Genomic DNA, 13,715 nt, shown 5'->3' on the forward strand with positions numbered 1-13,715 from the left:
CCACCGCCCGTATCTTGGCCTGGCCTATCACCATGCGCATGTCGGTGGGGTAGTCGCTGTCGCGGGCGTCGATCTCGGCGGCGAAGATGGCGTCGCCGATCACGGTGACGCGCAAGTCCACGCCCTGTATGCAGCGCTGGAAGATCACCGGCGCCAGGCGCACCAGCTCCAGCCGCTGCAGGTCCTCGGCCTGCACCAGCCGCGTCTCGCGCCAGTCCTCGATGCTGGCGAGAAAAGGCTTGAACACCACGCCATCGCCCCGGTGCGCATCGCAGAACGCGCGCGCGGCATCGGGTGATGTGGTCACGCAGGTCGGCGGCAGCGTCAGCCCCACGGCCACGGCCTGCGTCCACTGCAGCGGCTTGCGGTGCGCGGCCTCGTCGGCGCCGCGGGGGTTGATCCACGGCGCGTCAATCGAGTCCAGCATGCCCAGCACGGCCTGCTCGGTTTCGCTGTGGGCAAACTGGCGCCGGTCGGCCGGCCCCACCGCCGGGTCGATGTCAAAGCCGCGCACGCGCCGCCACCACACGGCGTCCACCGTGGCCAGGTCGATGGGCGTGCCGCCCAGCAGCCGCAGCGACGGCGGCGCCTGGCCCGGCCAGTCAAAGGCCACAGGGCACCGGGCAGGAAAGTCCGACAGGTCAATACGGTGCACCGGCTCGCCTGCGGCCATCAGGCGGTCGCACACCGCATCGGTGTGCTCCTCGCCCGGGTAGGACACGACAAGAATCATGCCGCGCCCTCGCCGCCGCCCAGCGCGCGCCAAACCTCCAGCGCCTGCTCCAGCTCCTGCGCCAGCACGTCGGCGGTAGCCTGGGCCTCTTCGTGGGCTGCGGCCAGCTGCTCCAGCTGCGCGGCGGCCTGCTGCAGGGCCTCGTCACCCTGGCTGCCCAGGCCACCCATTTGCGGCTGGCGGCTGGCGCCCGCCAGCACGAACGGCGTGGCGAAGTCGCCCCCCGCCGGGTTGATCACCGGGCCGGGGCCTGGGCCGATCGGGTCGCGGCCCACTTCCTTGACGGTCTCGCGGATGGGGTCTTTGCCCACCTCTTTGATCGTGTCGCGGATCGGATCCTTGGCAATCTCCTTGACCGTGTCGCGAATCGGGTCCTTGCGCACTTCCTTGATGGTGTCGCGGATCGGATCCTTGCCCACCTCCTTGATCGTGTCGTTGACCGGATCCTTGCGTATTTCCTTGATGGGGTCCTTGCGCACCTCTTTGAGGGTGTCGCGAATCGGATCCTTGGCGATTTCCTTGATCGTCGGACGCACATTGGGGTACATGGCCAGCACCCCCGCGATGTCGCCAGCAGACAAGCCCGTGCGCTGCCCCATGGTGACGCCCGCCGGCAGCGGCACCCGCGGCACCAGCGTGGGCTGGCCGTTGGTCGAAAAGGCCGTTGCCGGGTAATGCATGATGGACGCAAAGTCGTACGCACCCAGGTCGTCACCGTCCTGAATGTGCTGGTTGAAGTTGTGCTGCATCGCCGGGTCGATGTTGGCCCAGTTGACCTGCACGAACTGGTCGCGGTCCTCGCGGCTTTGCTCGTGCCACAGGCCCACGGCGTGCCCGATCTCGTGAATGGCGTTGCCCAAGGTGCAGCCCGGGCCCAGCGTGATCGCCTGCGAGCCGCCTCGGCGCCCGACGAACGACGAGCAGCCGTTGCCAGGCACAAAACGCACAAAGTCCGGAAACTGCGCCGCATTGGCCGGCGTGCGCGCCACAAAGCGGATGACGGTGTTGGCCTCCCAGTGCGCAATGGCGTCTGTGACGCGCGCCTGGTTGGGCAGGGCGGGGTCTATCTCGTAGGGCACGCGGCCGTTGGCCCAGCGAAACTGCACGCCATCGGGGCTGGTGATGCCGATCGAGAACAGCACCGGGTTGCCCGATTCGTCCGACTGCATGTCGGCAATGCTGCCCAGAACGATGTCGCCCTCGAACATCGCCATGCCATCGACATCGGCATAGTGCAGCCACTTGCCCGTGGTGTTGTTCAGGCCGCGCAGCCCCACGAACGCCGTGCCCGCCAGGGCGCCCGAGCGGCATTCGCACTGGTCGTCGCCACCGCCCGCATCGCCAGACTTGCCGGCCGCGCCGCGCCCCGTGTCTTGATGTTTTGCCATGATCAATGCCCCCCTTCAGAGCCCGCAGCCACTTGCGTGGCAACCGGCATGTCGATGCGCGTATCGATGTCCGTATCCATGCGCCACCGGGGTGGGCTGCCTGCAGTCGTCAGAGTCATGCGAATCATGTCAATCCTCCTTGAGGGGTGTATCCCCACGCACAAAGTGCACACCCACACAGCGGCAACCGCCTGGATGCGCCCGGGTTTGCGCGGCAGCAGGCCGCGGCGATCCAGTGTCATGGACGCTTTGGGCAATCTCAAGCCAGGCGCGGTAACGCATATGCAACAAGCGTGTGTGGAACTGCCCGCTGGTGTTGCAAGTAGGTACCCAACTGCCCCGGCGCACAGCCGCGCAGCACCCGGCAGTCATGGATTCCCGCCTGCGCGGGAATGACGGCAGCGTTACCCAGTCGGGCATCGAGGAATGCCTGGATCCCCGCCTGCGCGCGAAGGGCAGGTCTGGATCAGTGCCTTGCCTGGCGGCTCAGCGCCCCGCCGGCAGTGCCAGCCGGCACAACTGCAGCGCCAGCCGCTGCAGCGCCTGCCAGCCGTCGGTGGGCCAGTCAGGCGCCTTCAGGCCTTTGACGATGCCGTCCACGGTGTGCGCAGACTGCAGCAGGCGGGCCAGGGCGGCGTCGCTGGCCTGGGGCAGCAGGCGCTCGAACTGGCGCTCTTTGTTACCCCAGATGCGGTTTTCGCGCAGGGCCATGGGCAGGGGTTTGCCGGCGTTCATGGCATCTTTCACGCGCTTGAGGGCGCGGATGTCCTCGGCCAACGCCCAGTGCACCAGCACTTCGGCCTCGCCCTCGGCCTGCAGGCCGTCGAGCATGCGCTGCACCCGCGCCACCTGGCCCGACAGCACCGCGTCGGACAGCTTGAACACGTCGTAGCGCGCCACGTTGAGCACGGCCGATTCGACCTGCTCCCAGGTAAGCTCCCCCGCGGGGTGCAGCAGCGCCAGCTTTTGGATCTCCTGGTGCGCGGCCAGCAGGTTGCCCTCCACGCGGTCGGCAAAGAACTGCAGCGTGCGCTGCCCCTCCTCGCCCGCCGCGACGCGCTGGCCCTGGGCAGCCAGGCGCTGGGCGATCCAGGCGGGCAACTGGGCGCGCTCGATCGGGTCGATCTGCACCGTGGCGCCGTGCGACTCCAGCGCGGCAAACCAGGCGCCGGTTTTGGTGGCCTTGTCCAGCCGGGGCAGCAGCACGATGGTCAGGGTGCTGTCGTTGCCGTCGGCCGCCTTGGCGATCTGCTGCAGCGCGCCCGCGCCGTCCTTGCCGGGCTTGCCGGACGGGATGCGGATTTCGATGATCTGCTTGTCGGCAAACAGGCTCAAGCTGCCGCCCGCGGCCAGCACGCCGCTCCAGTCGAAGTGCGCGCCGGCGACGGTGTGGCTGCTGCGCTCGGTATAGCCTTGGGCACGCGCCGCGGCGCGGATAGCGTCCAGCGCTTCCTGCTGCAGCAGCACCTCGTCGCCGTGCAGGGTGTAGAGCGGGCGCAGACCTCTTTGCAGTTGCGCGTCCAGCTGGTTCAGCGGTATTTGAGCCAAATCGGCCTCCAGCCCTTATTCGTTGAACGCTGATAGCTATTTTTACGATAGCAGAAGGCATGTGCTGCGCCACTGGCGCACGCCAATCCGCGGGCCGCCGTGGAGCTGGCTTTGCCAGGCCACTGGCGGCGTCCCCCTTCCCGCAACGCGCAGCGATGCGAGAGAAGGGGGAAGGCGCGAAGCGACTCAGGGGGTTGCACCGGTTTTCACTGCGGCCAGACGGCGCATGATCTGCTGCACCAGGTCGGTGCGCATGTTGCGCATCAGCAGGGCCTCTTCGCCCTCTTTGGACAGGGCGATGGTTTCGTTGTAGCTGATGTCGCGCTGCTGCAGCATTTCGGTGTCGGCAATCCATTCGCGCCCCTGCGGGTCGCGCAGGCGAAAGCGCACGCGCAGGCGCAGCTGCAGCTCGCGCACCTGGCCAGAGGCGTTCAGGCCCACGACCACGCGCTCTTGCTGCTCGGACAGCAGCTCGAAAATAGCCTCGGCCTGGGGCATCTGGGCGGGCTCGGTCAGCAAGGTGAGCCCGGTGCCCGCGCCCTGCAGCGTGCGCCGCAGTTCACGCGCCAGCAGCGAGCCGGCAGGCGCCTGCACGTACAGCGAGCGAAAGCCGAACTGCGGCACGCCGCGCAGGCGAAAACCGCAGGCGGTCAGGGTGGCCAGCGGCGCCAGGGCCAGTGCGGTGAGCAGGGTGCGCTTACGCATGACGGGTTGGTGCATGGCGATCTTCAGACGACGACGTTGACCAGGCGGCCGGGCACGATGATGACCTTCTTGGGCGCCTTGCCTTCGGCGAATTTCTGAAAGTCTTCGCTGGCCAAGGCCGCGGCCTCGATGGCGGCCTTGTCAGCCGTGGCGGCCACGCGGATCGCGCCGCGCAGCTTGCCATTCACCTGCAGCATCAGCTCCAGCTCGTCTTGCACCAGGGCGCCCGCGTCCACCTGCGGCCAGGCGGCGTCGAGCAGGTCGCCCAGGGCGCCGGCGTAACCCAGCTCGCTCCACAGCACGTGGGTGATGTGCGGCGTGGCCGGGTACAGCACGCGCAGCAAGATGCCGAAGCCCTCGATCAGCGCCACCTGGGCGCCCGCGCTGTCGGTGGCCTTGAAGTCCTCCAGCGCGTTGATCATCTTCATGGCGCCGGACACCACGGTGTTGTATTGCATGCGCTGGTAGTCGTACTGCACCTGCTTGAGCACGGTGTGGATCTCCAGGCGCAGCGCCTTGGCCTCTTTGCCGAATTCCACGTCTTTCAGGCTTGCAGCGCCTGCTGCGCTTGCGCTGGCAGCTACTTTATCCATAGCAGCCAGCTTGGCGCCAAAGTTCCACACGCGGCGCAGGAAGCGGTAGCTGCCCTCCACCGCCGCGTCGTTCCACTCCAGCGTCAGCTCGGGCGGCGCGGTAAACATGGTGTACAGGCGCGCGGTGTCGGCGCCGTATTTTTCGATGAGCTGCTGCGGGTCCACGCCGTTGTTCTTGGACTTGGACATGGTGCCCACGCCCTCATAGTCGATGGGCGTGCCCACGGGCAGCAGACCGTCACCGCTCTCAGCGGGGTTCTTGAGCTTGGCACCGATGATCTTGCCGGCCTCGTCGTGCACGTGCTCCACGTCGTGAGGCCAGAAATAGTCCTTGGCCCCCTTGGCCGTGCGGCGGCTGTAGATGTGGTTGAGCACCATGCCTTGCGTGAGCAGCCTGGTGAAGGGCTCATCGACTTTCACCAACCCCAGGTCGCGCATCACCTTGGTCCAGAAGCGCGCGTACAGCAGGTGCAGGATGGCGTGCTCAATGCCGCCGATGTACTGGTCCATCGGCATCCAGTAGTCGGCGCCGCCCGCCACCATCTGCTCGCCGTTCTTGGCATCGCAGTAGCGCATGAAGTACCAGGACGAATCGACAAAGGTGTCCATGGTGTCTGTCTCGCGGCGCGCGGGTTTGCCGCAGCAGGGGCAGTCCACCTTCAAAAATGCCTCGCACCTGGCCAGCGGGTTGCCGCTGCCATCGGGCACCAGGTCTTGCGGCAGCACCACGGGCAGGTCTTTTTCGGGCACGGGCACGGCGCCGCAGCTCTCGCAATGGATGATGGGAATCGGCGTGCCCCAGTAGCGCTGGCGGCTGATGCCCCAGTCGCGCAGGCGCCAGGTGGTCTTGAACTCGCCCAGGCCCTTTTGCTGCAGCGCGTGGGCGACGGCGGCCACGGCGTCCTGATAGCCCAGACCGCTGAAGTTGTCGGAATTGATGGTGACGCCGCGCTCCTTGTCGCCGTACCAGTCCTGCCAGTGGTGGAAGTCGAAGGTTTCGCCGTCCACCAGCACCACCTGCTTGATGGGCAGCTGGTACTTGAGCGCGAAGGCAAAGTCGCGCTCGTCGTGCGCGGGCACGCCCATCACGGCGCCGTCGCCGTAGCTCATGAGCACATAGTTGCCCACCCACACCTCGACCTGCTCGCCGGTGAGCGGGTGCGTGACGAACAGCCCCGTGGGCATGCCCTCCTTTTCCTTCAGGGCCAGCTCGGCCTCGGTGGTGCCGCCCTTCTTGCATTCCTCGATGAAGGCGGCCAGCGGGGCGTTGGTGGCGGCGGCGTGCTGCGCCAGCGGATGCTCGGGCGCCACGGCGCAGAAGGTCACGCCCATGATGGTGTCGGCGCGCGTGGTGAACACGTACAGCTTGCCGTCCTGGATCAGCTCGCCAGTGGCGTTGCGGATGTCGTGGGTGAACGCGAAGCGCACGCCAGCGCTCTTGCCAATCCAGTTCTCCTGCATCAGCCGCACCTTGTCGGGCCAGCCGTTCAAAGTGGCCTTGTCGTTGCCGATCTGCACATGGTCGAGCAACTCTTGCGCGTAATCGGTGATCTTGAGGTAGTAGCCGGGAATCTCGCGCTTTTCCACCAGCGCGCCGGTGCGCCAGCCGCGCCCGTCGATCACCTGCTCGTTGGCCAGCACCGTCTGGTCCACCGGGTCCCAGTTGACCACCTGGGTCTTTCGGTAGGCAATGCCCTTTTCCAGCATCTTCAGAAACAGCCACTGGTTCCACTTGTAATAGTCGGGGTCGCAGGTGGCGACCTCACGGCTCCAGTCGATGGCCAGCCCCATCGCCTGCATCTGCTTTTTCATGTAGGCGATGTTGTCGTAGGTCCACTGCGCAGGCGGCACGCCGTTTTTCAGCGCGGCGTTCTCGGCCGGCAGGCCGAAGGCGTCCCAGCCCATGGGCATGAGCACGTTGTAGCCCTGCATGCGCAGGCTGCGCGTGAGCATGTCGTTGATGGTGTAGTTGCGCACGTGGCCCATGTGCAGCTTGCCGCTGGGGTAGGGCAGCATGGAGCAGGCGTAGAACTTCTTCCTGCTGACGTCTTCGGTCACGCGGTAGGCATCGCGGGCCGTCCAGTGGGCGTGCGCGGCGCGCTCCACCTCGGTGTGGTTGTATTTGTCTTGCATGAGGCCTGGGTAAAGAAAACTGCAGGGAACTGCGTGTCGGCGCAGTGGTCACAATGGACTCCGGTGTGCCCGAGATTCTAGGCCCGCAGCCACCCTGCCCCCGCCGCCCGCACGGGCCGGCACGTCTTTGTCATTCCAAGGAGTTTTACCCGTCGTGACCGACCTTCCGCTGCCCGATTCGCTCGCCCTGTGGATGCAGGCCTCCATCGGCCTGGCGGCGCTGCTGCTACTGGCTTTTGCCGCGCAGGCCGTCACGAGATATGTGCTGCGTCATGCCATGCCGCGCCTGCGCAATCGCGTCGATTCGCGCCTGACGCGGGTGCTGTGGCACGACGAAGTGCTGCGCCGTGCGGCCCAGGTGGTGCCGCCGCTGATCGTCCATACCAGCATCCACGCCGTGCCCCACCTGCACCCGACGGCCGCCACGGTGATCGACAACGTGGCCGTGGCGCTGACGGTGCTGCAGGCGGTGCGCACACTCATCGCGCTGCTGGATGCCGCGCAGCAAGAGCACGGCAAGTCGCCCGGCGACTCGCACACGGCCACGCGCTCCATCAAAAGTTACGTACAACTGGGCAAGCTGGTGCTGACGCTGGTGGGCGCCGTCATCATCGTGGCGACGCTGATCGACCGCTCGCCGCTGATCCTGCTGTCGGGCCTGGGCGCCATGTCGGCGGTGCTGATGCTGGTGTTCAAGGACACCATCCTGTCGTTCACCGCGGGCCTGCAGCTGTCGTCCAACGACATGCTGCGCGTGGGCGACTGGATCGAGATGCCCCAGGTGGGCGCCGACGGCGACGTGGTGGACATTGCCCTGCACACCGTGAAGGTGCAGAACTGGGACAAGACCATCACCACCATCCCCACCTGGCGGCTGATGAGCGAGAGCTACCGCAACTGGCGCGGCATGAGCGAAGCCGGCGGGCGGCGTATCAAGCGCACCGTGCGCCTGGACGCGGCCAGCGTGCGCTTTCTGAGCGATGACGACATTGACCGCCTGTCGCGCATTGCCCTGCTGGCGCCCTACCTGGAGGAAAAGCGCCAGGCGGTGCATGCCGCCAACGCCGCCCTGGGCGAGCGCGCCTGCGCCCCCGCCAACCTGCGCCGTCTGACCAACATCGGCACCTTTCGCGCCTATGTACAGGCCTATCTGCGCGCCAATCCGTGCCTTCGCCAGGACATGACGCTGATGGTGCGCACGCTGGAGCCCACCGCCGAGGGCGTGCCGCTGGAGCTGTACTGCTTTACCGCCACCACCGCCTGGGTGCAGTACGAGGCGATTCAGGGCGACATCTTCGATCACCTGCTGGCGGTGCTGCCCGAGTTCGACCTGCGTCTGTACCAAAGCCCCACGGGCTACGACATCCGCGCCGGGTTGCGGCAGGGCTTGCAATAACCCCCAGCGTCGGCATCGCCCGGACGCGGGGCCGTAGCCACGCCAAGGACCACAGGCCGGTCAGCGGCGGTCCAGCGGCGGCTGGGCGACAAATCCGATGCGCCGCAGCCCTGCCGCATGGGCCGCGCCCATCACCTGCACCACGCGGCCATAGGACACGGCGGTGTCGGCGCGCAGCTGCACTTCGGTATCAGGCGCCTGGGCGGCGACCTGGCGCAGGCGATCAGCCAGCGCGTCGTCCGCCACGGGCGCATCGTCCAGATAGGCCTGCCCGGCGGCATCCACCACCAGCGCCACGATGCGCGGCGCGGTGCCCGGCTGTGCGCCGTCGGCCTTCGGCAGATCCAGGTGGATGCTGCTGGCCAGCAGCGGCGCGGTGACGATGAAGATCACCACCAGCACCAGCATCACGTCCACCAGCGGCGTGACGTTGATCTCGCTCATGGGCTGCGGGCCGGGGGTGCGCTCAAGGCGGCCGAATGCCATGGCGCTCACCGGCCCGGGTCGACGGCATGGGTGTCGATGAGCAGCTCGCGCAGGTCGCGCGCAAAGCCTTCCAGATCGGCCTCAATACCGCCGATGACGCGGCCAAACCAGTTGTAGGCCAGCACGGCCGGAATGGCCACCACCAGGCCCGCGGCCGTCATGATGAGTGCCTCGCCCACGGGGCCCGCGATGCGCTCGATGGTGATCTGCCCTGCCCCGGCCATGGCCGTGAGCGCATGGTAGATGCCCCACACCGTGCCCAGCAGCCCCACGAAGGGCGCTGTGGACCCCACCGTGGCCAGCAGCACCTGGCCGAACTGCAGCCTGCCCAGCACGCCGTGCAGCGCGTCGCGCAGCACGCGGGTCAGGCGCTGCGACAGCCCGCCCCGCCCGGCCAGCGTGGTGGGGCCCAGCTGCTCCAGCTGCAACGCGGCGCGCACCAGCGGCAGCACCAGAGTCTCGCGGTCAAAGGCCGGCAGGCGTTCGAGCGCGGCTGCCAGCGACGGCGCCTGCCAGAACGCGGCCGCGCTGCGCGGCACGTCCGCATGGGCGCGCCGCAGCAGGCGCAGCTTCCAGAAGATGACCACCCAGCTGGCCACCGACATCGCCAGCAGCAACAGCGCCGAGGCCTGCGTCACCACATCCCCCTGACGCAACCACTGCAGGCCGTCCATGTCCGCGGGTCTCCGACAGGCTTACTGAAGGCCCAGGACGTCGAACATGTCGAACAATCCCGCGCGCTGCGTGGCCAGGTAGCGCACGGCGCGCAGGCTGCCCTGGGCGTAGCCGGCGCGGCTGCCAGCCTTGTGCGAAATCTCGACGCGCTCGCCGGTGCCGGCAAACAGCACCGTGTGGTCACCCACGATGTCGCCGCCGCGCACGGTGGCAAAGCCGATGCTGTCTTGCCGGCGCTCGCCCGTGTGGCCGTAGCGCTCATAGACGGCGCGGTCGGCCAGCACCGTGCCCTGCGCCTTGGCGATCACTTCGCCCATCTGGATGGCCGTACCCGAGGGCGCGTCCACCTTGTGTTTGTGGTGCGCCTCGATGATCTCGATGTCGTAGCCCGTGTGCAGCGCCTGCGCAGCCATCTGCAGCAGCTTGAGTGTGACGTTGACGCCCACGCTCATGTTGGGCGCGAACACGACGGCCACCTTCTGCGCGGCGGCCTCGATCTGGGCCTTCTGCGCATCGGAAAAACCCGTGGTGCCGATGACCATCTGCACGCCCAGCCCGGCACATACGGCCAGGTGGGCCAGCGTGCCCTCGGGGCGGGTGAAATCGATCAGCACGTCGGCGTTCTTCAGCCCCTCGTGGAGGTCGGCGGTGATGGACACCCCGCTGGCGCGGCCCAGGAAGGCCGCAGCATCGGTGCCCACGGCGGGGCTTGAGGGCTGGTCCAGCGCGCCGGCCAGAGCGCAGTCGTCACTGGCCAAAATGGCCTCGATGAGCATGCGGCCCATGCGGCCGGAAGCGCCAGCCACGGCCACGCGGCGGGGAGCAGTGGAAGAAGAGGTCATGTCAGCAAGCACAAAAAGTTAGATCAAGCGCCCGGCATCCCGGGGGACGCTCAGCGGCTGGTGGATTCCAGCGGCGGGTAGCTGGTCGCAGGCCGCGGCGGGGGCAGTGTGGCACTGGGGGCGGCCGCAGGCTCTGTTTTGGAAAAACGCGCCAGTTGTGCCTCGGTGGCCTCCAGCTGCGGCACCTTGGGCTTGGCCACCTTGGTGGTGAGCGAAGCCACGAACTCGGCCTCGGAAGGCATCTCGTCTCCTTCAACGCGATCCATCACGTTGTCTTTGAAGAACACCGTCAGCTTGCGTGTCTGCGCCTCGACGCCGGGGCGCTGCAGGGTGAAGACGTATTCCCAGCGGTCGCTGTGGAACACGCTCACCATCAGCGGCGTGCCCAGAATTTCGCGCACCTGCAGGCGCCCCATGCCGGGCTGCAGCGCGCGGACTTGCTCGCTGGAGATGAAGTTGCCCTGCACCACGTCCGTGCGGTAAGGCGTAACCACGCTGGACAGTCGCCTGCCCGTGTCGGCGCAGCCGGCCAGCCCGACACCAATCAACACAACGGCGCCCCAGAGGGCGCCACAACGGACGGGAGCAAACATGGGTTTATGCATAGGGATATGATCCGAGTCATTGTAGCGGCTGGATTTTCCGGGCCTTGCGCGCAGCCTGCAGGGCGCCTCATGCACGCCTCATGCACGATTTCGCCCTGGCGCATCAAACACCTTGTCATGACGAATATCGACGAACTCAAAAGCACCGGCCTGAAGGCGACGCTGCCGCGCCTCAAGATCCTGGAGATATTCCAAAAGGGCGCCCAGCGCCACATGACGGCCGAAGACGTGTTCCGCGTGCTGCTCGACGAGCGCTCCGACATCGGCCTGGCCACCGTCTATCGCGTCCTGACGCAGTTCGAGCAGGCTGGCATTCTGATCCGCAGCAACTTTGAAGGCGGCAAGGCCATCTACGAACTCAACGAGGGCCAGCACCACGATCACTTCATCTGCACCGCGTGCGGCAAGGTCGAGGAGTTCTACGACGCCGAGATCGAAAAACGCCAGAACCTGATCGCCCAGTCCAAGGGCTGGGTGGTGCAGGATCACGCCATGGCGCTGTACGGCCAGTGCGCCAGCTGCGCCAAGAAGTAGCGATCAAAGGAGCAGCGTAGCCTCAGGAGGCGCCGCCGCGCTCCATGGCGCGCCGGTGGCGCTCCACAAACTCCTGGTAGGTGTCGATGCCGCGCAGCTGCAAGATGGTGTTGCGCACCGCGGCCTCCACCAGCACGGCAATGTTGCGGCCGGCGACCACCTGGATCACCGCCTTGAGCACCGGCACGCCCAGCACGTCCTGCGTCAGCGGCTCATAGGGCAGCCGCTCGTATTCGCGCTCCATGGTTTCCTTGCGCACCAGGTGCACGATGAGGCGCAGGCGCATCTTGCGGCGCACCGCGGTCTCGCCAAAGATGGCTCGGATGTCCAGCAGGCCGATACCCCGCACTTCCAGCAGGTTCTGCAGCAAATCAGGGCATTTGCCCTCGATGGTGGTCTGATTGATGCGAAACAGGTCCACCGCATCGTCAGCCACCAGGCCGTTGCCGCGGGTGATCAGCTCCAGCCCCAACTCGCTCTTGCCCAGGCCCGATTCGCCCGTGATGAGTACGCCCAGGCCCAGAATGTCCATGAACACGCCATGCATGGTGATGCGGTCGGCGAAATGCTTGGACAGGTACGCGCGCAGCACGTCGATGACGAAGGCCGCCGACTCGTGCGTGGCGAACATCGGGATCTGCGCCCGCTCGCACATGGACACCACTTCGTCCGGCGCAGCCTGGCCGTCGGCCAGTACCAGCGCCGGCGGCTCCAGCGTGACGATGCGCGCAATGCGGCGCTTGCAGTCCTCGGGCGTGGCGTTGGTCAGGTAGGCGATTTCGCGCTCGCCCAGAACCTGCACGCGGTAGGGGTGGATGTAGTTCAGATAGCCGACCAGGTCGGCACCGGATCGCGCGGCGCGCACCGCCACCTCGGTGAAGCGGCGCTCGGAAGCGCCCAGGCCGGCAACCCATTCCCATTTGAGGAGCTCACGGAACTCCTCGAAGACCACATCAGCGCTGACAACGTTGGGTTTCACGGCGGGCTGATGGCGAGAAGCGGGGTCAGCCGCCCTGGGCGGAGCGCCAGGTGGCAATCAGGGTGTGCAGGCCTGCAGCATCGGTGCTGGACTTGAGGCGCTCGCGCAAGGCGGTATCGCTGAGCAGCTCGGCGATCTCGGAGAGGATTTCCAGATGCTTTTGCGTGGCCGCCTCGGGCACCAGCAGAAAGATCAGCAGGGATACGGGCTGCTCGTCAGGGGCATCAAAACCAATCGGCTGGGCCAGCTGGAACACGGCCGCCATGGGCGACTTCAGGCCCTTGATGCGGCCATGCGGAATGGCCACGCCGTGCCCCAGCCCGGTGGAGCCCAGGCGTTCGCGCGCAAACAGGCTGTCGGTGATCAGGGCCCGGGACAAGCCGTGCTGGCTTTCAAAAAGCAGGCCCGCCTCCTCGAATGCACGCTTTTTGCTTGTGGCATCGACGCTCACGAGCACTTGTGCGGAAGGCAGTATGGAAGCAAGTCGATTCATGGTTAGTGGGCGCTGATTATGCACGCCTAGCGGAAACCCTGAAAGTGTATCCACCAGCAACAAAAAACCGCCCCGATGGGGCGGTTACCGTTTCGCCGCTGCAGCGCCGCCCTCAGGGGCGGCCCGGCGCGTCATCATGTCAGGCGGCTGCGCCGGCGGCCTGGACGGTGGCCCGAACCACGCCGGCCTGGTGATCCTGCAGACGATCCTTGTGGCGCACGACCATGCGGTCGAGCTTGTCCATCAATTCATCCACGGCCGCGTACAGGTCGAAGTGAGCGCTTTCCACGAACAGGTCGCTGCCCTTGACATGCAAAGTGCACTCGGCACGCTGACGTTTTTCCTTCTCCTTTTGCTTTTCCACGGTCAGAAGCACCTTGACATCCACCACCTGGTCGAAGTGGCGAATGATGCGTTCCAGCTTGGACGTGACATAGCTGCGCATGGCGGGGGTCACTTCAATGTGGTGACCGCTGATCGTCAAGTTCATACACAAGTCTCCTGTAGCTCAGGGTTGAAAAACACCGCCCTTGCCCTTCGGGACGGGCGGGAACTTGAATGCATTCAGGCCTGGATTCACTATGCGCCTGCCATCCTGGGAATGC

Annotated in this window: 15 protein-coding genes; 2 read left to right on the forward strand and 13 right to left on the reverse strand. The window is 66.6% G+C overall.

The annotated features are described in order from the left end of the window. The 6 genes from AB7E35_RS07880 to leuS form a co-directional block, all read right to left on the reverse strand. On the reverse strand, window positions 1-733 hold a 733-nt coding region (locus AB7E35_RS07880; RefSeq protein WP_428167364.1), incomplete at its 3' end, for an ATP-grasp domain-containing protein. Next, complete coding sequence (gene legP / locus AB7E35_RS07885; protein ID WP_428163112.1) at window positions 730-2,121, reverse strand: Dot/Icm T4SS effector Zinc-dependent metalloprotease LegP; 1,392 nt, start codon at window positions 2,119-2,121, stop codon at window positions 730-732. The genes AB7E35_RS07880 and legP, both read right to left, overlap by 4 nt. Window positions 2,122-2,123: 2 nt before the next feature. Beyond that, the gene (locus AB7E35_RS07890; protein WP_428163113.1) at window positions 2,124-2,249 is read right to left on the reverse strand and encodes a hypothetical protein; all 126 of its coding nucleotides are present in this window, start codon (window positions 2,247-2,249) and stop codon (window positions 2,124-2,126) included. 358 nt (window positions 2,250-2,607) lie between these two features. Next, a complete protein-coding gene (gene holA / locus AB7E35_RS07895) occupies window positions 2,608-3,669 on the reverse strand; it encodes a DNA polymerase III subunit delta (protein WP_428167365.1) in 1,062 nt (353 codons plus the stop codon). 186 nt (window positions 3,670-3,855) lie between these two features. Then, window positions 3,856-4,374 (reverse strand): LPS assembly lipoprotein LptE, encoded by a 519-nt coding sequence (lptE, locus tag AB7E35_RS07900; RefSeq protein ID WP_428167384.1) that lies wholly within the window; start codon window positions 4,372-4,374, stop codon window positions 3,856-3,858. Between the two features lie 23 nt (window positions 4,375-4,397). Further along, on the reverse strand, window positions 4,398-7,100 hold the full coding sequence (leuS, locus tag AB7E35_RS07905) for a leucine--tRNA ligase (RefSeq protein ID WP_428167366.1): 2,703 nt from the start codon (window positions 7,098-7,100) through the stop codon (window positions 4,398-4,400). Window positions 7,101-7,254: 154 nt separating this feature from the next. On the opposite strand from leuS, the gene AB7E35_RS07910 reads away from it, so the two are divergent. Continuing rightward, complete coding sequence (locus AB7E35_RS07910) at window positions 7,255-8,496, forward strand: mechanosensitive ion channel family protein (RefSeq protein WP_428167367.1); 1,242 nt, start codon at window positions 7,255-7,257, stop codon at window positions 8,494-8,496. 60 nt (window positions 8,497-8,556) lie between these two features. On the opposite strand, the gene AB7E35_RS07915 is transcribed toward AB7E35_RS07910, so the two are convergent. From AB7E35_RS07915 to AB7E35_RS07930, 4 genes are read right to left on the reverse strand one after another with little or no spacing between them, the layout of a single operon-like run. Beyond that, window positions 8,557-8,982, reverse strand: a complete 426-nt coding sequence (locus AB7E35_RS07915; protein WP_428163118.1) for an ExbD/TolR family protein — start codon at window positions 8,980-8,982, stop codon at window positions 8,557-8,559. Window positions 8,983-8,987: 5 nt separating this feature from the next. Next, the gene (locus AB7E35_RS07920) at window positions 8,988-9,656 is read right to left on the reverse strand and encodes a MotA/TolQ/ExbB proton channel family protein (RefSeq protein ID WP_428163119.1); all 669 of its coding nucleotides are present in this window, start codon (window positions 9,654-9,656) and stop codon (window positions 8,988-8,990) included. A gap of 21 nt (window positions 9,657-9,677) precedes the next feature. Next, the gene (gene dapB / locus AB7E35_RS07925) at window positions 9,678-10,499 is read right to left on the reverse strand and encodes a 4-hydroxy-tetrahydrodipicolinate reductase (RefSeq protein WP_428163120.1); all 822 of its coding nucleotides are present in this window, start codon (window positions 10,497-10,499) and stop codon (window positions 9,678-9,680) included. A gap of 50 nt (window positions 10,500-10,549) precedes the next feature. Then, window positions 10,550-11,104, reverse strand: a complete 555-nt coding sequence (locus AB7E35_RS07930; RefSeq protein WP_428163121.1) for an outer membrane protein assembly factor BamE — start codon at window positions 11,102-11,104, stop codon at window positions 10,550-10,552. A gap of 117 nt (window positions 11,105-11,221) precedes the next feature. Between AB7E35_RS07930 and fur the strand changes: the two genes are divergently transcribed. After that, entirely contained in the window at window positions 11,222-11,638 is a 417-nt protein-coding gene (fur, locus tag AB7E35_RS07935) for a ferric iron uptake transcriptional regulator (RefSeq protein WP_428163122.1), read from the forward strand. A 22-nt stretch (window positions 11,639-11,660) separates the two neighbouring features. Here fur and hprK read toward each other — a convergent pair whose 3' ends face one another. The 3 genes from hprK to hpf all read right to left on the reverse strand — a co-directional run bounded on the left by hprK (window position 11,661) and on the right by hpf (window position 13,600). Then, window positions 11,661-12,617, reverse strand: coding sequence for an HPr(Ser) kinase/phosphatase (hprK, locus tag AB7E35_RS07940; protein ID WP_428163123.1), 957 nt, complete (start codon window positions 12,615-12,617; stop codon window positions 11,661-11,663). Between the two features lie 25 nt (window positions 12,618-12,642). Beyond that, window positions 12,643-13,110, reverse strand: a complete 468-nt coding sequence (locus AB7E35_RS07945) for a PTS sugar transporter subunit IIA (protein WP_428167368.1) — start codon at window positions 13,108-13,110, stop codon at window positions 12,643-12,645. Window positions 13,111-13,249: 139 nt separating this feature from the next. Next, complete coding sequence (gene hpf, locus AB7E35_RS07950) at window positions 13,250-13,600, reverse strand: ribosome hibernation-promoting factor, HPF/YfiA family (protein ID WP_428163125.1); 351 nt, start codon at window positions 13,598-13,600, stop codon at window positions 13,250-13,252. Window positions 13,601-13,715 lie beyond the last annotated feature (115 nt).

The sequence above is a fragment of the Diaphorobacter sp. genome (assembly GCF_050251835.1).
Taxonomy (GTDB): domain Bacteria; phylum Pseudomonadota; class Gammaproteobacteria; order Burkholderiales; family Burkholderiaceae_C; genus JBFXIE01.